Source organism: Luteitalea sp. TBR-22 (assembly GCF_016865485.1).
Taxonomy (GTDB): domain Bacteria; phylum Acidobacteriota; class Vicinamibacteria; order Vicinamibacterales; family Vicinamibacteraceae; genus Luteitalea.
Genome location: NZ_AP024452.1, coordinates 4704795 through 4723120, shown reverse-complemented (window position 1 = coordinate 4723120; position 18326 = coordinate 4704795). Strand labels below are relative to the sequence as shown.

Annotated in this window: 14 protein-coding genes and 2 tRNA genes; 10 read left to right on the top strand and 6 right to left on the bottom strand. The window is 70.9% G+C overall.

The features are described 5' to 3' along the window. Positions 1-8: 8 nt before the first annotated feature. The gene (locus TBR22_RS19850) at positions 9-1451 is read right to left on the bottom strand and encodes a sodium:solute symporter (protein WP_239489568.1); all 1443 of its coding nucleotides are present in this window, start codon (positions 1449-1451) and stop codon (positions 9-11) included. A gap of 162 nt (positions 1452-1613) precedes the next feature. On the opposite strand from TBR22_RS19850, the gene TBR22_RS19845 reads away from it, so the two are divergent. From TBR22_RS19845 to TBR22_RS19815, 7 genes are all read left to right on the top strand, one after another. Continuing rightward, entirely contained in the window at positions 1614-2192 is a 579-nt protein-coding gene (locus TBR22_RS19845; RefSeq protein WP_239489567.1) for an HAD-IIIA family hydrolase, read from the top strand. Beyond that, positions 2189-3202: a bifunctional heptose 7-phosphate kinase/heptose 1-phosphate adenyltransferase gene (locus tag TBR22_RS19840; protein WP_239489566.1), complete on the top strand. Its 1014-nt coding sequence runs from the start codon at positions 2189-2191 to the stop codon at positions 3200-3202. The genes TBR22_RS19845 and TBR22_RS19840 overlap by 4 nt, the downstream gene beginning before the upstream one ends. Next, entirely contained in the window at positions 3199-3657 is a 459-nt protein-coding gene (locus tag TBR22_RS19835; RefSeq protein WP_239489565.1) for an adenylyltransferase/cytidyltransferase family protein, read from the top strand. Before TBR22_RS19840 ends, TBR22_RS19835 begins: the two co-directional genes overlap by 4 nt. After that, positions 3654-4649, top strand: a complete 996-nt coding sequence (locus TBR22_RS19830) for a glycosyltransferase family 9 protein (RefSeq protein ID WP_239489564.1) — start codon at positions 3654-3656, stop codon at positions 4647-4649. Before TBR22_RS19835 ends, TBR22_RS19830 begins: the two co-directional genes overlap by 4 nt. Beyond that, positions 4646-5185 (top strand): isoprenylcysteine carboxylmethyltransferase family protein, encoded by a 540-nt coding sequence (locus TBR22_RS19825; protein WP_239489563.1) that lies wholly within the window; start codon positions 4646-4648, stop codon positions 5183-5185. The genes TBR22_RS19830 and TBR22_RS19825 overlap by 4 nt, the downstream gene beginning before the upstream one ends. A 278-nt stretch (positions 5186-5463) precedes the next feature. Continuing rightward, a complete protein-coding gene (locus TBR22_RS19820; protein ID WP_239489562.1) occupies positions 5464-9231 on the top strand; it encodes a carboxypeptidase-like regulatory domain-containing protein in 3768 nt (1255 codons plus the stop codon). A gap of 261 nt (positions 9232-9492) precedes the next feature. Beyond that, complete coding sequence (locus TBR22_RS19815) at positions 9493-9867, top strand: hypothetical protein (RefSeq protein WP_239489561.1); 375 nt, start codon at positions 9493-9495, stop codon at positions 9865-9867. A 261-nt stretch (positions 9868-10128) separates the two neighbouring features. Here TBR22_RS19815 and TBR22_RS19810 read toward each other — a convergent pair. The 3 genes from TBR22_RS19810 to TBR22_RS19800 form a co-directional block, all read right to left on the bottom strand. Next, positions 10129-10205, bottom strand: a tRNA-Asp gene (locus TBR22_RS19810). 99 nt (positions 10206-10304) lie between these two features. After that, a tRNA-Val gene (locus TBR22_RS19805) sits at positions 10305-10380 on the bottom strand. Between the two features lie 98 nt (positions 10381-10478). After that, entirely contained in the window at positions 10479-11630 is a 1152-nt protein-coding gene (locus tag TBR22_RS19800) for a PepSY domain-containing protein (RefSeq protein ID WP_239489560.1), read from the bottom strand. A 244-nt stretch (positions 11631-11874) separates the two neighbouring features. Here TBR22_RS19800 and TBR22_RS19795 point away from each other — a divergent pair, with 244 nt between their 5' ends. Next, a complete protein-coding gene (locus tag TBR22_RS19795) occupies positions 11875-13338 on the top strand; it encodes a nitronate monooxygenase (protein ID WP_239489559.1) in 1464 nt (487 codons plus the stop codon). A 3-nt stretch (positions 13339-13341) separates the two neighbouring features. On the opposite strand, the gene TBR22_RS19790 is transcribed toward TBR22_RS19795, so the two are convergent. Together TBR22_RS19790 and TBR22_RS19785 are read right to left on the bottom strand one after the other, a co-directional pair. Next, a complete protein-coding gene (locus TBR22_RS19790) occupies positions 13342-13881 on the bottom strand; it encodes a DUF1697 domain-containing protein (protein WP_239489558.1) in 540 nt (179 codons plus the stop codon). Further along, positions 13878-17171, bottom strand: a complete 3294-nt coding sequence (locus TBR22_RS19785; RefSeq protein WP_239489557.1) for a PAS domain-containing protein — start codon at positions 17169-17171, stop codon at positions 13878-13880. The genes TBR22_RS19790 and TBR22_RS19785 overlap by 4 nt, the downstream gene beginning before the upstream one ends. A gap of 142 nt (positions 17172-17313) precedes the next feature. Here TBR22_RS19785 and TBR22_RS19780 point away from each other — a divergent pair, with 142 nt between their 5' ends. Together TBR22_RS19780 and TBR22_RS19775 are read left to right on the top strand one after the other, a co-directional pair. Continuing rightward, entirely contained in the window at positions 17314-17790 is a 477-nt protein-coding gene (locus TBR22_RS19780; RefSeq protein ID WP_239489556.1) for a hypothetical protein, read from the top strand. A gap of 1 nt (position 17791) precedes the next feature. After that, positions 17792-18316 carry an N-acetyltransferase gene (locus TBR22_RS19775; RefSeq protein WP_239489555.1) on the top strand — a complete coding sequence of 175 codons (525 nt, stop codon included), beginning with the start codon at positions 17792-17794 and terminating at the stop codon, positions 18314-18316. Positions 18317-18326 lie beyond the last annotated feature (10 nt).

Here is an 18326-nt window from a genome sequence, read left to right as displayed (position 1 = left end):
CAGACGCGTCACGCCGTGGCGGTGCGGGTGCGATTGGGGAACGGGACGCTCAGGGCCAGCGCGGCGAGCGCGGTGACGCTCGAGCCGATGAACGCGTACCACGTCCAGGCGACGGGCGTCGCCATGAACACGTACACGAGCACGGCCAGCCCGACCCCCATGCCGGCGAGCATCGCGGCAGCGCTCACGCGGGTCGTGGCAAAGCCGACCAGGAACGCGCCGAGCACGGGCCCTGCCGTCAGCGACAGGATCGACAACCCGGCATCGAGCACCGACCGGTCCATCCACTGGCACGCGAGGGCCACGCCGAGCTGCACGATGCCCCAGAGCAACGTGGCGCGGTAGGACACCCGCATGATCGTCTGCTCGTCGGCCGTCTCGTTGACGTACCGCAGGTAGAAGTCGTTCACGGTGGTTGCCGCCATCGCGTTGATCGACGGCGACAGCGCCGCCGCGACGATGGCCGCGACGATGAAGCCCGACACGCCGCTCGGCAGCGTGTTGATCACGAAACGCGGCAGGATCTCGTCGGGGCGGCCGAGCACCGGCAGCGGCACCTGCTGGTAGTAGGTGAAGAGCATCACGCCGATCACCAGGAACAGCCCGAACTGCAGCATCACCAGCACGCCACTCAGGATGAGCCCGCGGCCGGCGTCGCGCGCCGACGGCGCCGCCAGCAGGCGCTGGACGAGGAACTGGTCGGTGCCGTGCGTGGCCAGCGTGAGGGCGACGCCGCCCACCAGCCCCGCCCAGAACGTGTAGATCTTCGTGAAGTCGAGCCCGAACTCGAAGACGTGGAACTTGCCTGCCGCGCGCCCCGCCGCCACCACCGCGCCCCAGCCTCCCTCGATCCCGTTCAGCAGCGCGAAGAAGATGATCAACGCGCCGGCCAGGTACACGAACATCTGCACGACGTCGGTCCAGATCACCGCCGCCGACCCGCCGTACATCGTGTAGACGATCATCGCCGTCCCGAGCAGCACGACCGTCCAGGGCACCGGGACGCCCGTCACCACCGCGATCACCAGCGCCGTCGTGAACAGCCGGATGCCGTCGGCAAGCGACCGCGTGATCAGGAAGATCGCCGCGCCTGCCGACCGGACCCCCGGCCCGAAGCGCCACTCGAGCAACTGGTACGACGTCATCAGGTCGCCGCGGAAGTAGGCCGGCAGGAACAGCGCGCTGACGATCACCCGACCGATCACGTAGCCGATCGGCAACTGCAGGAACGCCATGTTGCCGGTGTAGGCTGCGGCCGGCACCCCGATGAAGGTGATGGTGCTGGTCTCGGTGGCGACGATGGTGAAGCAGATCGCCCACCAGGGCACCGAGTGGCCGGTGAGGAAGTAGTCCTTGCTCGACCGCTGGAACCGGGCGAAGTACGTGCCGAAGGCCGTCAGGGCCAGCACGTAGCCGGCGATCACGGCGTAATCGAGCCAGTTGAGGACCATGGGCGGGTCAGGGTAGCACTATGTCGAGGCCGCAGTCGGCAGTAGGCAGTAGGCAGTAGGCAGTCGGCAGTCGGCAGTGAATGCCGGCGCCCGGTGCCTGGTGCCCGGTGCCCGGAGCCCGGTGCCCGGAGCCCGGTGCCCGGTCGGGTAACATGCTCTCCGATGTCGTCCCTCGACCCCGCGGTGTTCCTGGACCGCGACGGCACCCTCATCGAGGAGGCCGGATACCTCGATAGCCTCGACCGCCTCGCGCTCTTCCCCTCGACGGTGGACGCCCTGCGAGTACTCGCCCGCGCCGGGTTCCGGCTCGTCGTCGTCACCAACCAGAGCGGTATCGCGCTCGGGCTGTTCGACGAGGACTTCGTCAAGCGGACCCACGAGGCCCTGCACGCCCGCCTGGATGCCGGCGGGGCCCGCATCGACGGCTGGTACTACTGTCCCCATCACCCGGCCGGCCAGGTGCCGGCGCTGACCACGGCCTGCGACTGCCGCAAGCCCGGACCGGCCTTGCCACGTCAGGCCGCGAGCGACCTCGGCCTCGATCTCTCGCGATCGTGGATGGTGGGCGACCGGTGGGGCGACGTGCAGCTCGCCGCGTCGGCCGGCATGGCCGGGGGGCTGCTGGTGCGGACCGGCTACGGGCGCAGCGCCGAGGCCCGTCCTGCCGCGGGCGCGTCGGCCGCGCACGTCGCTGACGACCTCATGGACGCCGCCGGCTGGATCCTGAGGCAGCCGCGATGACCGCGCCCGACCGCCTTCTGGCCGCGCTCGACGCGTTCGGCGGCCGCCGGACCGTGGTCATCGGCGACATCGCCGCCGACGAGTTCCTCTACGGGCGCGTGGCGCGCGTCTCGCGGGAGGCCCCCGTCCTCATCCTCGAGTACGACACCACCGAGATCGTCCCTGGCGGGGCCGGCAACGCCGCCGCCAACGTCGCGGCGCTCGGCGCCCGCGCCAGCCTGTTCGGCGCCGTCGGGCGCGACGCGCAGGGGGCGAGGCTCATCGAGGCCCTGTCGGCGCGCGGCGTCGACGCGCGCGGCGTGGTGCGCCTCGCGGGTCTCGTGACCACCACCAAGACACGGGTGCTGGCCGGCGGCATCCACTCGGCCAAGCAGCAGGTGGTGCGCATCGACCGCAAGGGCGACGTCGCGACGCCGCGGGTGGTCCACGAGGCGTGGGGCCGACGGCTCGACGCGGCGCTGCGCACCTGCGACGCGGTGCTCGTCTCCGATTACGGCGGCGGCGTCGTCACGCCGGCGCTGGTGCGCCACGTGCGGCAGGCGCTGCGGGCGCGCAAGGGCCGCCGCGTTCCCGTGCTCGTCGACTCGCGTTACGACCTCGGGCGCTACCAGGGACTCACCGCCTCGACCCCCAACGAGTCGGAGGTCGAGGCCCTCCTCGGCATCCGTATCGACGATGACCGCAAGGTGCTCGAGAAGGCGGGGCGCACCCTGCTGGAGCGATCGCGGATGGAAGCCGTGCTGATCACGCGCGGGAGCCGGGGCATGGCCCTGTTCGAGCCCGACCGGCCGACGGTCCACATCCCCATCCACGGCACCGACGAAATCGCCGACGTGACCGGCGCCGGCGACACGGTGATTGCCACGGTCACGCAAGCGCTGGCCGGCGGCGCGTCGATGGAGGACGCCGCCCGGCTGGCCAACGTGGCCGGCGGGCTGGTGGTGATGAAGCGCGGCACGGCCACGGCATCTGTCGACGAGCTGCGCCACGCCATCGAGGCCACCCGATGATCCTCTCGCGCGAGGCCCTGCTGGCGCGCGCGGCCGACCACCGGACCCGTGGCGAGACCATCGCGCTGGCCAACGGCGTGTTCGACCTCCTGCACGTCGGGCACCTGCGGTACCTGCAGGGGGCCGCCGCCGAGGCCGACGTCCTGGTGGTCGCGGTCAACGACGACGCCTGCGTCCGGGAGTTGAAGGGCGCCGATCGGCCGATCGTGCCCGAGGCGGCACGGGCCGAACTGGTGGAGGCGCTGCGCGGGGTGGACTACGTGGTCCTGTTCGGCGACCGCACGGTCGGCCCGCTGCTCGAGGCGCTGCGTCCGGACGTGCACTGCAAGGGGACCGACTACACGGTCGACACGGTGCCCGAGCGGGCCATCGTCGCGGCGTACGGTGGACGCACCGCCATCTGCGGTGACCCGAAGGACCACTCCACCCGCGACATCGTCGCGCGCCTGCAGTGACGTCCTTCCTCATCGTGCGGCTCGGGGCCCTCGGCGACATCGTGCACGCGATGCCGGTGGTGACGGCGCTGCGAGCCGCGTATCCCGCCGCCCGCATCGGCTGGCTGGTGCACCCGCGGTTCGTGCCGCTGGTCCAGACGGTGCAGGGACTCGACCGCATCCATCCGCTCGATCGCCGTACCGGCACCCGCGTCATCGCCGAAGTCCGCCGCGAGCGCTACGACGTGTGCCTGGACCTGCAGGGCCTGCTCAAGTCGGCGGCGGTGGCCCGGCTCAGCGGGGCGGGCCGCGTGCTCGGCTTCTCGCGTCGATGGCTCCGGGAGCCGGCGGCGAGCCTGGCCTACACGGACGTCGGCGGCGACGGGTCGGGGCACGTGGTGGCCAAGAACCTCTCGCTGCTCGCGCTGCTCGGCCTCGCGCCCGGGCCACCGCGCTTCGCGCTGGCGATCCCGGCGACGCCGGTCGTGCCGTGCACGCGCGAGATCCTCCGCTTGCGCGCCGACGATCCGTTTGCCGTGATCAATCCGGGTGCCGCCTGGCCCAACAAGCGGTGGCCTGCCGAGCGCTTCGGCGCCCTCGCGCGCGTGCTGCGCGAGCGGCACGGCCTGCGCAGCGCGGTGTTGTGGGGCCCTGACGAGGCGACGCTGGCCGCGGCGGTCGTGCGCGCCAGCGACGGCGCGGCGGCGATGGCGCCCCAGACGACGATGGTGGAGATGCTGGCGGTGGCGCGCGCGGCGCGCGTGCTGATCTCGGGTGACACGGGGCCCCTGCACCTGGCTGCGGCGGCCGGCACGCCCGTCGTCGGCGTGTTCGGTCCGACCCCGCCGGCGCGCAACGGGCCGTGGGATCCCCGCGACCTGGTGGTCTCGGCACACGACGCGTGCCAGTGCGCGTTCAAGCGGCGATGCACGGCCACGAGGTGGTGCCTCGAGACGGTCTCGGTCGAGCAGGTGGCCGCGGCGGTCGCGGCACGGCTGGAGGCGGCGGCATGAGCGCGGTCCACGCGGGTCCGGCGCCCCCCTCGCCACGGGCCGGGTTCGCGCGGTGGCGGGTGCCGATCGGGTTCGTCGCGGTGTGGCTCGTGCTGTGGCTGGCCAGGCCGACGCCATCGAGCCTGGCGATCGGGCTGCCGATTGCGCTGCTCGGGCAGGGCCTGCGGCTCTGGGCCGCGGGGCACCTCGAGAAGAGTCGCGAGGTGACCTCGTCGGGGCCCTACCGGTTCACGCGGCATCCGCTCTATCTGGGGTCGACGCTGATGGGCGTGGGGCTGGCGGTGGCGTCGGCGCACTGGGCCGTGGCGGTCCTGGTGGGGCTGTACCTGGCCACCACGCTGTGGGTCGCAATCCGGACGGAGGAGGCCTACCTGCGCGCCACGTTCGGCGCCACCTACGATCGCTACACGGCGGGAGCCCTGCCGACAGCGTCGCGCCGGTTCAGCCTCGAACGCGCGGTGCGCAACAAGGAGTACCGGGCGCCGATCGGGCTGCTGGTGGTGAGCCTGTTCCTGGTGTGGCGCGCCCTGTCCTGACGCGCGGACGGCCGTGTGTCATAAAGCCGTTCGTCACAAAAACGTGACTGCTTTGGGCCACAAAGAGCAAGAAGCCCTGTGTCTTTCCTTGACTCGAGGGGCGAGGCGGTCGCATTCTCACCAAATCCGGTCGAGGTGCGTCTTCCATCGGAAGAGGCACCCGTCGAGGCGGACGCGGCTCCCGCCGCGTGACCGATCGGCTTTCCTTCCTCGTGTCCGCGCCTCCCACATGGCGCGCCGCGCGAGGGTTTGCAGTCCTTGCTCGCAGGAGGTGGATAGTGAGGGGTTCTCTCTCCAGGCTCGTCCTGAGCCTGCTGACGGCCGTGGCCCTGTTGGTGTCGCCATCGGTCGCAGCGGCCCAGACGGGTACGTCGTCGTTGTCGGGGACGGTCGTCGATGACCAGAAGAGTGCGGTCCCCGGCGCAACCGTCACGTTGACCAGCGCGGCCACGGGGTTCACGCGCGAAGCCGTGTCCGGGGCCAACGGGAGCTACCAGTTCGTGGCGGTGCCGCCCGGCACGTACTCGCTCAAGGCGGAACTCAGCGGCTTCAAGACGAGCATCGTCGACAAGATCGTGCTGAACACGGACACGGCGCAGCGCCTCGACGTGACGCTCGAAGTCGGCGGCGTGTCCGAGAGCGTCCAGGTGCTGGCCGAAGCGCCGGCCATCAACACCACGGATGCCAGCCTCGGCAACGTCATCAAGGAAGCCCAGATCATGGGCCTGCCGCTCGAGGCCCGCAACCCGGTCGGCCTCCTGTCGCTGCAGGCGGGCGTGGTCTACATCCCGCGCAACAACCCCGAGACCACCGTCGACCCGCGCTACGGCTCGGTGAGTGGCGCCCGCGCCGACCAGAGCAACGTGACGCTCGACGGCGTCGACGTCAACGACGGCCAGAACCAGAGCGCCTTCACCTCGGTCCTGCGCGTGACGCTCGACTCGGTGCAGGAGTTCCGCGTGACCACCAGTTCGTACGGTGCCGATGGCGGCCGGTCGTCCGGTCCGCAGGTGTCGCTGGTGACCAAGAGCGGTACCAACAACGTCCGTGGCGCCGGCTACTTCGTGAACCGCGACACGCGCTTCTCGTCCAACGAGTACTTCAACAAACTGTCGCAGCTCAAGGCCGGCAGGGAGAGCGAAGCGCCGCTGCTGAACAAGAACATCTACGGCGGCTCGGTGGGCGGCCCGATCCTCAAGGATCGGCTGTTCTACTTCGGCAACTTCGAGGCGTTGCGCGAGAAGCGCGAGAGCGTCGTCGAGCGCGCCGTGCCGTCGGCGGCGATGCGTGACGGCGTGCTGACCTACCGCTGCGCGGTCGCCTCGGCCTGCCCCGGCGGGCCGGTGCAGGGCTTCTCGGCCACCCACAACATCCCGGCCGGCTACTACGGCATGAACCCGGCGGAGTTCCGCCGGGTCGACCCGATCGGCGTCGGCGCGAGCACGCTGGCCTCCGAGTACTGGAAGCAGTACCCGCTGCCGAACTTCGACGGCCGCGACGCCTACAACATCATGGGCTACCGCTTCACGTCGCCCATCGACAACGAGTTCAACACGATCATCGCCCGCGGTGACTACCGGATCAGCGGGTCGCAGTCCTTCTTCACGCGCTTCAACAAGCAGGACGACGCGATCGTCGGCGTGCAGCAGTTCCCGGGCCTGGCGCCCAACACGACGCGCGAGGTGAAGAACTGGGGCTTCGGCAGCGGCCACGACTGGGTGCTCGGCGGCAACATGGTCAACACGCTGCGCGTCGGCTACACCAAGATCGACGACGTGACGCTCGGCCTGCAGCGGGAGAGCGCCACGGTGTTCCGCTTCATGGACAACTACGAAGCGCTCACGTCGACCAACGGCCGCGAGCTCGGCACCTGGAACGTCACCAACGACTTCTCGTGGGTGAAGGGCAACCACACGCTCAAGGTCGGCACGAACCTGCGCTTCCTCCGCAACGACACGTTCACCAACGCGAGCTCGTTCTTCGGTGGCACGGCCAATGGCTCGTGGGTGACCGGCGTCGGCCGCCGGTACATGCCGGGCGGCGCCTGCCCGGCCCCGGCCGACTGCTCGGGCCTGCCGGCCGTCGCCTCGACCGCGCAGGCAACGTACGCCGACTCGTTCATCAACATGCTCGGCGCGATCACCCAGACCACGGCGCGCTACAACTACACGATCGACGGCCAGGTCATCAAGGAGGGCGTGCCCCTGCCGCGGCTCTACGTCGCCAACGAGTACGAGTTCTACGTGCAGGATCAGTGGCGCGTCAGCGACAACTTCACCCTGACGGGCGGCCTCCGGTACAGCCTGTTCCCGCCGGTCTACGAGGGCCGCGGCCAGCAGGTGGTCCCCAACGTGAACATGGGCGACTGGATCGCGCGGCGCCAGACGAACATGCAGGCGGGCGTGCCGTCGAGCCAGGACGCGCTCATCTCGTTCATCCCGGGCGGGCCGGTCAACGACGGCCCCGACTGGTACCAGTACGACAAGAACAACTGGGCGCCCCGCGCCAGCTTCGCCTGGACGCTCAACCCGAAGACGTCGATCCGCGGCGGCTACTTCCTGGTCTACGACCGCATCGGCTCGGGCCTGGCGACGCAGTTCAACAACACGGGCTCGTTCGGCCTGGCCACCGTCCTGAGCAGCCCGGTCAACACCAACAACGAGACCAACCCGGCGATCCGGTTCCGCGGCATCAACGTGATCCCGGCGACGTACCCGGCCGCCCCCCCGGCCTCGTTCCCGGCGACGCCGCCGACCCGCTCGGGCACGATCACGCAGGCCATCGACCAGAACCTGCGCACGCCGTACTCGCATGCCTACAACCTGACGTTCAGCCGTGACCTCGGCCGCAACTACTCGGTCGACGTCGCGTACGTCGGGCGCCAGGGCCGCAACCTCCTGATCCGCCGCGACGCGGCCATGCCCTCGAACCTGGTCGACCCGAAGTCCGGGATGGACTACTTCACGGCGGCCAACCTGTTGATCACCCGCGCCAACGCCGGCGGCGTCGGCAGCGTCGCGCCGATTCCGTACTGGGAGAACCTGTTCCCGGGGGCGGCGACGGCCACCCAGTCGGCCACGCAGGCGATGGCCGCGGCGTTCCTGGCCAACGGGCCCGACTGGATCACCGCACTGTGGGAGGCCGATCAGTTCTGCTCCCCGGCGTGCCCGAGCACCGGACGGTTCTCGTACTTCAACCAGCAGTACGACTCGCTCGCCGTCCAGAGCTCGCTCGCGCGCTCGGGTTACAACTCGATGCAGGTCGCGCTGCGCCGCCGCTTCAGCGACGGCTACCAGTTCGACTTCAACTACACCTACGCGGTGGCCAAGGACCACGGCTCGTCGGTCGAGCGCGGCTCGTCGTTCGGCAACTTCAGCGCCGGCGGCTACTCGGGCTTCCTCGTCAACTCGTGGGATCCCGACCAGCAGTACTCGTACGCCGACTTCGACGTGCGTCACCAGATCAACGTCAACGGCCTGTACGAGCTGCCGTTCGGCCAGGGCAAGAAGTGGGGCACCAACGCCAACGGCTTCGTGAACGCCCTGATCGGTGACTGGTCGATCTCGGGCATCTACCGCTGGACGAGCGGTTTCCCGTTCAACGTCTACAACTGCCGCTCGTGCTGGGCCACCAACTGGAACATCCAGGGCAACGCGGTCCTCGTGAATCCGGACCGCCTGCCCCCGATGGAGACGACGCCGAACGCGGTCGGCGGCCAGCCCAGCCCGTGGGCGAACGCCACCGAGGCGCTCACCTACTTCCAGCGCGCCACGCCGGGCCAGTCGGGCGTCCGCAACCTGTTCCGCGGTGATGGCTACTTCGGCATCGACGCCAGCCTCGGCAAGGCGTTCCGCATGCCGTTCGGCCACCGCCTGCTGTTCCGGTGGGACGTGTTCAACCTGACCAACAGTGTGCGCTTCGACACCGCGAGCCTGGACATGTTCCCGGACATCGCCGCCTCGTTCGGCCGCTACAACGGCACGCTCGCCGGCTGCGACGGCGCGGCCAACCGCTGCATGCAGCTGAATCTCCGCTACGAATTCTAGGTAGCCGAGAGGCGGGACCTTTCGAGCCGGGCGCTTGCACATGCAGGCGTCCGGCTCGAACTGTTTGGGGGGAAGGGAAGAAGGGTAGAAGAGCAGAAGAGTAGAAGGCAGAGCGGGAAGGCGGAAGACAGGAAGGCAGGAAGGCGGGAGGGCAGGAAGGCGGGAAGGGGGAAGGCCGGAAGGGCGGCGGAGGCGGATCTCGCTGGCGCGCTGTCCGCAAGAGCGGCTACCAGCGTTCATCACGAACACCTGGAGACCCCCATGACCTTCGCTGCCGTGTGCCTCTGTGCCGTGCTCGTCACCCTGCCGTTCGGGCTCGCGTTCCTTCTGGCGCCCGAACAGGTCTCGTCGCCGTACGGCATCATGGGATTCAATGCCGGAACCCTGATGGTGGCGCGGTTGTTCGGCGCGTCACTGCTCCTGGTGGCCGCGGCGGCCTTCGCCGTCCGCACCACCGCCGATGGTGCCCTGCAGCGGCGCTTCAGTGGCACGTTCGCCGCAGCCAGCGTGGCGGCCGTGTTCGTGGCAGCCCATGCCACCCTGACCGGCGCCGTCAACGCGCTCGGCTGGTCCACGACTCTCATCTACGTCCTCTTTACCCTCGCGTGGACCCGAATCGCAGTCGGGGCAAGGTAAGAAGAGTAGAAGGGTAGAAGAGCAGAAGGCAGGGCGGAAAGGGAGAAGGGCGGGAAGGGAGAAGGGCGGAAGGACGGAATGGCGAAGCGGTGATGCACGCATCCGCGTGCGTGGCCGAAGGCCCGCGCCGAGAATTTCGACGTTCACATTTCCAATTGCGGGGGATGGGCGGGGTTCGCGCTGGGCTCGCGCCCGAGGCGAGCAGCCGCGGAGCCGAGCCGCCTGAGGCCGTCGACCGCGACAAGAACCGCTTGCGGGAATTGGCGGGGTCGACGGGGCTCGAACCCGCGGCCTCCGGCGTGACAGGCCGGCGCTCTAACCGACTGAGCTACGACCCCGCAATATGCTGTGTTCCAGTCGCTGGACTGCGCTGACTGCTGCGCCCGTGGTGCCTGGCTTGCCAGCCGAAGCGCTCACGTGCCCCCCAGCTCGAAGGCTGGTGGGCGGTACAGGACTCGAACCTGTGACAGCCGGTGTGTAAGACCGGTGCTCTACCAACTGAGCTAACCGCCCTTCCCAGCCAGCCGTGTCGACGCCGAAGGTCGGCGCCCGTTGCCACGCCGACGACTCGCGACAACCCAGCGAGTATACACGGCCCTCCCGGCGACTCGTCAAGCCTGTGTGCGTCGCGACGCCTGTCGTCGCCTCGGCACGATCACCCGGTTCCACCACATCAGCGTGCCCGTCACCGCCAGCAGCGTCGGCGCGAGGCCGAGCACCGCCCACACCAACTGCACCACGGGGCCGCCGAAGTGCCCGGTGTGCAGCGGCCCGATCCACTCGACCATCGCATCACCTCGTGTCACGGCGCCGCTCCCGCGACGGACCTCCAGCACGTGCCCCCCGTACTGGTCGATGAACGTCGTCGTCGCCTCGCGCGCCGGCGCTTCGGGCTCGGCCGAGGCCACAAGGACGTACGGGGCCCGCGCGCCTCCGGGCAGGTCGACGCGCACGTACGGCCGGCCGGGTTCGGCGGCACGCACGCGCGCCACGAGAACGTCGAGGTCGAGCGCCGGACCCGGGGACGCCGGCGGCGTGCTGCGTGGCGCCGTGCGACGCGTGAGTGGCGACGCGCGACCGACCAGGTCCCGGTAGACCTGTGGCCACGTGAAGTAGGCGCCGGTGATCGACAGGACGATGACGGGCACCAGGAGCCAGGCGCCGAGCGCGTTGTGCAGGTCGAACACCACCCGCTTCCACCCCGCGCCCCACTCCACGCGCAGCGCCCGCCGCACGCGTCCCCGCCCGGGCCACCAGATGACGATGCCGGTCAGTGAGAGCAGCACGAGCAGCAGGCCGCCGATGCCGTTGGCGACGCGGCCGGGGCGGGCCGAGAAGAAGTTGGAGTGGAGGCGATCGAGCCAGCCGATGAACGCGCCCCGACCCATCACCGGCGGAGACACCGCCCCGGTCGTCGGGTGGACGAACACGACCCGGTACTCCCTGGCGTCGAGCAGGCCGACGACGTGCGCGTGCCAGGGCTCCGCAGGGACCTGCACGTTGAGCAAGGTCCGGCCCGGCAGGGCCTGCCTCACCAGCGCCACCGCCTGCGCCGTGGTCACCACCGGCCGGCCCTCGACGCTCTCCTTCGGCACGCCGCGCCACTCGACGTGCGCCCGCGCGCCGAGCATCGGGGCATACACCAGGATCGACCCGCTGACGCTGATCGCGATCGCGTAGAGGGCGACGGCCAGGCCCGTCCAGAGGTGCACCTGGAAGAGGGCCCGCCGCAGCAGGCCGCGGCGAGAGGCGGGCACGTCCATGGCGCGCGACTCTATCAGGCCTGGTGCCCGTGGCCCTGGCATCGTGTGTTTCAGGCGTCTGGGTGCTGGGGGCTGGGAGCACACCGCCTCCCGGTGCCGTTGAGCATCGCCGCATCGCGGCATTGGGTGATTTCCCCCACCGGCCGCGGCGACTCACCCGCACCCGGCCGGAGGGCGCGCGCGTGGTTGCGGAAATCCGGCGGTTGCGCAGCGGCCCCTGGTTTGCACTCCGAAGGCCGCCGTGATGGGTGACGTGTCTCCGGAGGCGAAGGTTGCGGCCCGCGAAGGGCTGCCGGTGGTGATTCAGGGCGGGATGGGCGTAGCGATCTCCGACTGGCACCTGGCCCGTGCGGTGTCGACGGCTGGCGCGCTGGGCGTGGTGTCGGGCACGGCGCTGGACCAGGTGCTGGTGCGCCGCCTGCAGGACGGCGACCAGGGGGGGCACGTCAGGATGGCCTTCGATGCCTTCCCGGTGCCGGAACTGGCCGAGCGCGTGTGGGCCCGCTTCCACATCCCGGGCGGCAAGGGCGAGCGACAGCCGTACGCCACCTTGCCCATGCAGGCCCGCGAGAACAGCCGGGAGCTCGAGGAACTCTGCGTGCTGGCCAACTTCGTCGAGGTCTGGCTGGCGCGACAGGGCCACGACAACCCTGTGGGCATCAACTACCTCGAGAAGATCCAGATCCCGCACCTGCCCTCGATCTACGGCGCGCTCCTCGCCGGCGTCGAGTACATCCTCATGGGCGCCGGCATCCCGCTGAAGATTCCCGGCGCCATCGACGCGCTCGCCCGGCACGAGCCGGCGACCTACCCGTTGGCGGTCACCGGCGCGGCACCCGGCGACGACACGCTCGTGCGCTTCGACCCGGCGTCGATCGTGGGCGAGGCCCGTCCGCCCCTCCATCGGCCGCGCTTCCTTGCCATCGTCGGCTCCTCGACCCTGGCGCTCACGCTGCTGCGCAAGGCCAACGGCAGGGTCGACGGATTCATCATCGAGGGCCCCACGGCGGGTGGCCACAACGCGCCGCCGCGCGGCAAGCTGCAGCTCAACGACGAGGGTGAGCCGATCTACGGCGAGCGTGATCGCGTCGACCTGGCGGCCTTCCGCGAGTTCGGCGTGCCGTTCTGGCTCGCCGGCGGCTACGGATCGCCCGAGGGCCTGCGCGCCGCGCTGGCCGAGGGCGCTGCCGGCGTGCAGGTGGGCACCGCCTTCGCGTTGTGCGAGGACTCGGGCATGCGTCCCGATTACCGCGCCGCGTTGCTCGCCCACGTGCGCGAGGCAGGGACGCGCGTGAAGACGGACCCCTTCGCCTCGCCGACCGGGTTCCCCTTCAAGGTGGCGCAGCTGCCCGACACCGTCTCCGTCGACGAGGTCTACGCGGCGCGGCCACGCATCTGCGACCTCGGGTACCTCCGCGAGGCGTACCGCGCCGACGACGGCACGGTCGGCTACCGCTGTGCGGCCGAACCCGTGTCCCTGTACGTCGCCAAGGGCGGCGATGCCAGCGACACCGTCGGGCGCAAGTGCATCTGCAATGCGCTCATGGCGACGGCGGGCTTCCCGCAGGTACGCGCCGGCAAGCACGTCGAGGCGGGGATCGTGACCTCAGGGGACGCCCTCACCGAGGTCGCGCGGTTCCTCCAGCCGGGTGCCGACGGCTACGGCGCGGCCGACGTCGTGCGCGCGCTGCTCGGCACGCCGGGATAGGCGTCAGCCGCACCCGGCGAGGGCCGCCAGCTTCTGCACGGTGGCCCAGTTGCGCGTCGTGACCTGATCCTTCAGCAGGCGTCCCATCGCCTCCAGGGCGCCGCTCTCGAGGATGCCGCCGGGGCACCACGCGTAAGCGGCCTTCGACCCGACTGCCAGCGTCGCGCCCTCCCAGGCGCGCGCGGCGAGCGGACGCACCGCCTCCAGCCTCGACGCGTCCTGGACGAACGCCACCAGCAGCCTGGCCGGGTCGTCGACCAGCGACGCGAGGGCGTTCTCCGCGACCACGGTCGCCAGCGTGTCGGACGACAGGACCACGACCGTGGCGTGGAACCCCGCCGTCTCCTCGACGGCGCGCTCGAGCCGCGCGGCAATCCGCTCGGGAGCGCCGGCCTCGCCGCGGAACACCACGTTGCCGCTGTTGAGGAGGGTGCGCGCGTCGGTGTAGCCCGCACCCTCGACGAGGCGCTTCAGGTCGGCCATCGGCAGTCGCTTCGCCTTGCCGACGTTGATGCCCCTGAGCAGCCCGACCCAGGTCGTCACGCGAGCAGCGCCTCCAGCACGGAGATGTCGACCGGCTTGACGAGGTGGTGGTGGAAGCCTGCGGCCCTGGACCGCCGACGGTCCGACTCCTGGCCGTATCCGGTGACGGCAATCAGCCGGATGTCGGCCAGCCCGGGCAGTTCCCGCAGCCGGCTCGCCAGTTCGTAACCGTCCATCACCGGCAGGCCGAGGTCGAGGAAGGCAGCCTGCGGCACGAAGTCCTGGCACGCGCGAAGCGCCTCGACGCCGTCGTGGGCGATGCGCGTCTCGTGGCCGCGCGCGCTGAGCACGTGGGCGAGCATGTCGGCCGCGTCGACGTTGTCGTCGACGATGAGCACGCGTGACGCGGCGGCCCGCGAGGGCGGCCACTCCGCGCCGCTGGCCCGCAGCGGCTGTTGGCGGGCGGCGAGGACCGGGGCGCGTGGCACCCAGAGGCTGAACGCGCTGCCGCGGCCTGGACCATCGCTCTCGGCGCTGACGCGCCCGCCGTGACGCTCCACGAGGTTGCGCACGATGGTCAGGCCGAGGCCGAGCCCGCCCTCGGCGCGATCGCTGGCCTGGCGTCCCTGCACGAACAGGTCGAACACCGCCGGCAGGACGTCGGGAGCGATGCCGATGCCGGTGTCGCGGACAGTGACCCGCACCTGGTCGCCGTCGCGCGAGGCCGCCACGGTGATGGCGCCACCGGGCGGCGTGTACTTGGCGGCATTGGTCAGCAGGTTGGCCACCACCTGGCTGAGTCGTGCGGGATCGACGATCATCGGCAGCCCGACCCGCGGCACGTCCACCGTCAGCGTGTGCGTGCGCTGCTCGAGCAGCGGGCTCGCCATCTCGATGGCTCGGGCGACGATCTCCGCGGTCTCGACCGGCGCCAGCTTCAGTTCCACCTTGCCCCGCGCGATCCGCGACACGTCGAGCAGGTCGTCGACCAGCCGGGTGAGGTGCTTGACCTGTCGCTCGATCACCACCCGTTCGCGCTCCGACCCCGCGTCGCCGCGCAGCCGCATCAACTGGAGCGCGGTGAGGATCGGCGCCAGGGGATTGCGCAGTTCGTGGCCGAGCATGGCCATGAACTCGTCCTTGGCCGTGCTGGCGGCCTCGGCGGCCTCGGACAACTGGGCGAGGCGACGGTTCTGCTCCTCGGCCTCGAGTCGCGCGAGGCGCTCGCGCGCCAGCAGGGCGGCGCGATCGGCCTGCACGCGCGCCCGTTCCATCGACTCCCAGCAGCGGCTCGTCGCCTGCCGCACCAGTTCGACCTCGTGCGTTCGCCAGGGCCGCGCCGCCGCCGCGTGGACGCCGAGCAGGGCCTCCACCCGGCCGCCCTTCATGATCGGCACGGCCACCACGGCGCCGATGCCGAGGGTGGCGTAGGCTTGCCGTTCGTCCTCGCCGAGCCGTGGGTCGGTCTCGCTGTCCTCCACCACGAAGGGATTGCCGGCGTCGATCGTGTCGGCGAAGGACTGCCCGAAGTCCACCAACGCGTACTGGCCGACGATGCTCGGAAGGCCGTCCACGAAGTTGTCCGACACGGTGAAGGTGCGGCCGTCCTCGTCGAGGGCCGCGTACGCGCAGCGCTGCACGCCGAGATGCTCGCCGAGCATCCGGGCCGCGGTGCGGGCGATCTCCTCGGGCGACTCCAGGCTGCGCATCGCGTCCTCGAGCCGCACCAGCAGCCGGTCGTGACTGATGTCCTGCACGATGCCCATCATGCCGAGTGGCGCGCCGGCGGCATCGAAACGGGGACGGCCCCACACCGCCAGCCATCGTTCCCGGGCGCCGTGCATCACGCGGTACTCGATCGCGTAATCTCCGCCCGACTCGAATGCCGCGCTGACCGCCCGTTGGGCTCGCTCACGGTCGTCGGGGTGCAGCAGGGCGCGCAGCGCTGCCCAGGTCGTCGACACATCCGGGCGAATGCCGAAGATCTCGGCAAAGCGCGGCGAGACGCTGACCGCGTCGGTCCTGACGTCCCAGCTCCAGTCGCCGAGCCGGGCGGCCGCCATGGCCAGGCCGAGGCGCTCGGCGTCGGCATGGGCGGTGGCACGGGCGGCAGCCAGCGCCGCCTCGGCGGTCTTGCGCTCGGTGATGTCGATGCCGAGGCCGTAGAGCCAGCGTGGCGTGCCGTCGGGGCCGTACTCGGCGCGGCCCCGCCCGTCCATCCAGCGCCAGGCGCCGCTGGCGTGCTGGAAGCGGAACTCCACGACGTAGTCCGTGTGCGTCCGGAGCGCCGAGGTCACCGCGTGCTCGACCGCGGCGCGATCGTCGGGATGCACGAAGGCGAAGAACCCGGCCTCCGTCCCGTCGAAGCCGCCCGGCGGCAACCCGAAAATCTCCTCCAGCTCGCGGCTCCACCAGACGACATTGGTCTCGAGGTTGCGCGACCAGGCGCCCATGCGACCACCACGCATCGCCAGCGCCAGCACGTCGCGGCTCTCGCGCAGGGCCACTTCGGTTCTCGCGCTCGTGACCGCCAGCCACGTCTGCTCGGCGATGCGCTCGAGCAGCGCCACCTCGTCGTCGGTCCACGTGCGGGGCACCGGGTGGTGCACCGAGAGCAGCGCGACGAGCCGGCCGTCCTTGACCAGCGGCACCACCACCAGCGCCCTGGCCCCGAGCGCGGCGAACGCCGCCCGGCTCGCCTCGTCGGGCACCCGGGCGTCGTCGGCCGTGTCGCCGATGACGAAGGTGCGGCCCGCGCGCAACTCGGTGGCCAGCGTCGGGCCGAAGTCCTCCAGGCGGTAGCGGCCGGCGACGCTCGGCACGCCGTCCACGTAGTCACGGGCGACCACGGCCGTCGCCTGCACCTCGTCGATCTCGCCGAACATGCACCGCGCCACGCCGAGGTGCAGGCCGAGACCCCGGACGCAGGTCCACATGACGGCGTCGGGATCGCGCAGGTGGCGCGTCTGCTCCAGAAGCGACACCAGGAGCGCCTGCGTCGCCGCCCGGCGGCGCACCGCCTCGGTGGCCTCGCGGCGCTCGGTCACGTCCACGAACAGGAGGGTGAGTCCGTCGGGCGACGGATAGAGGCGGTTCTCGAACCATCGACCGGCCCCGGGTACCCAGGCGTCGTAGGTCACCGCTTGGCCGGTCTCGAGCGCCCTGCGGACGTGCGGCATCACCTGCGCCAGCACCTCGTCGGGGAGCACGTCCTCGGGGCGGCGCCCGATCACCTGCGCGCGCGACAGCCCGACCAGGCGCTCGGCCGCGTCGTTCATGAACACGTACCGCAGATCCCGGTCCAGGGCGACGAGCCCCTCATCCACCGCGGCAAGAAGGCGATCGAGCATTACACGGCCGTGAGAAATCTTACGGCAGCCGGTGTGGTCCCGAATCTCATCAGGAACCGGTCACCTGCGATGGACATGCGGCGCGCACCGTCGGTCACCTCCCGGCTGTGCTGCCCTGCGCGCCTGACGTACCATCGAGGCGATGGCAGCCCTGTATCCGTTCCTTCTCTTCCTGCACGGCCTGACGCGCTGGTTCGTCGTCCTCGGCGGTGCGTGGCTCGTGCTCTCGGCCCTCGGGTCCCTCGGACGTGGAGGCTCGGCCGACGTCGCGCCGGTACGCACGCCGTGGAAGGCGTACATGGGCAGCATCCACCTCCAGTTGCTGCTCGGCCTCGTGCTGCTGTTCGTGAGCCCACTGGCGCAGGCGGCGATGGGCGACATGGGCACGGCCATGAAGGTGCGCCCGATGCGGTTCTTCGTCGTCGAGCACACGACGATGATGCTGGTGGCGCTGGTGATCGCACAGTGGGGCAGCGTCAAGGCGCGCAACGCCTCCTCGTCGGCCGCTGCCGCCCGCACCAGCCTGATCTTCGGCGGGCTCTCCCTGCTGCTGATTCTCGCCGCCATTCCGTGGCCGTTCATGGGCGAGATCGCGCGCCCCTGGCTGCGCTCCTGGTGAGATGAACTGGGCCATCCGACAGGGCACCCCCGCTGACGCCGACGCGCTCGCCATCTTCGGTCGCCGCGTGTTCATCGAGACCTACGGGCACGGCGTCGGCTCGCCGGCGATGGAGGCGTACCTGACGGAGCACTACACGCCCGGGGCCACCCGGCGCGTCCTTGCCGATCCGGCGGTCACCACGCTGGTGGCCACCGGCGAGCCGGACGGCGCGTGGGCCGCGTATGCGCAACTGCGCCGCGTCCCCGTGCCCGACTGCGTCACCGACCCGACGGCCCTGCAGATCTGGCGCTTCTACGTCGATCGGCCCTGGCATGGCCGCGGGCTCGCGCGCGTCCTCATGACGGCCTGCCTCGAGGCCATCCGGGCGCAGGGGGCACGCACCGCGTGGCTGATGGTCTGGGAGCACAACGCACGCGCCCTGGCCTTCTATCGCAAGGAGGGCTTCGAGGTCGTCGGGCAGGACGTGTTCCGGCTGGCCGACGAGGAGCACATCGATCCCGTGCTCGTGCGCGCCTTGCAGTAGACTCCGCGCG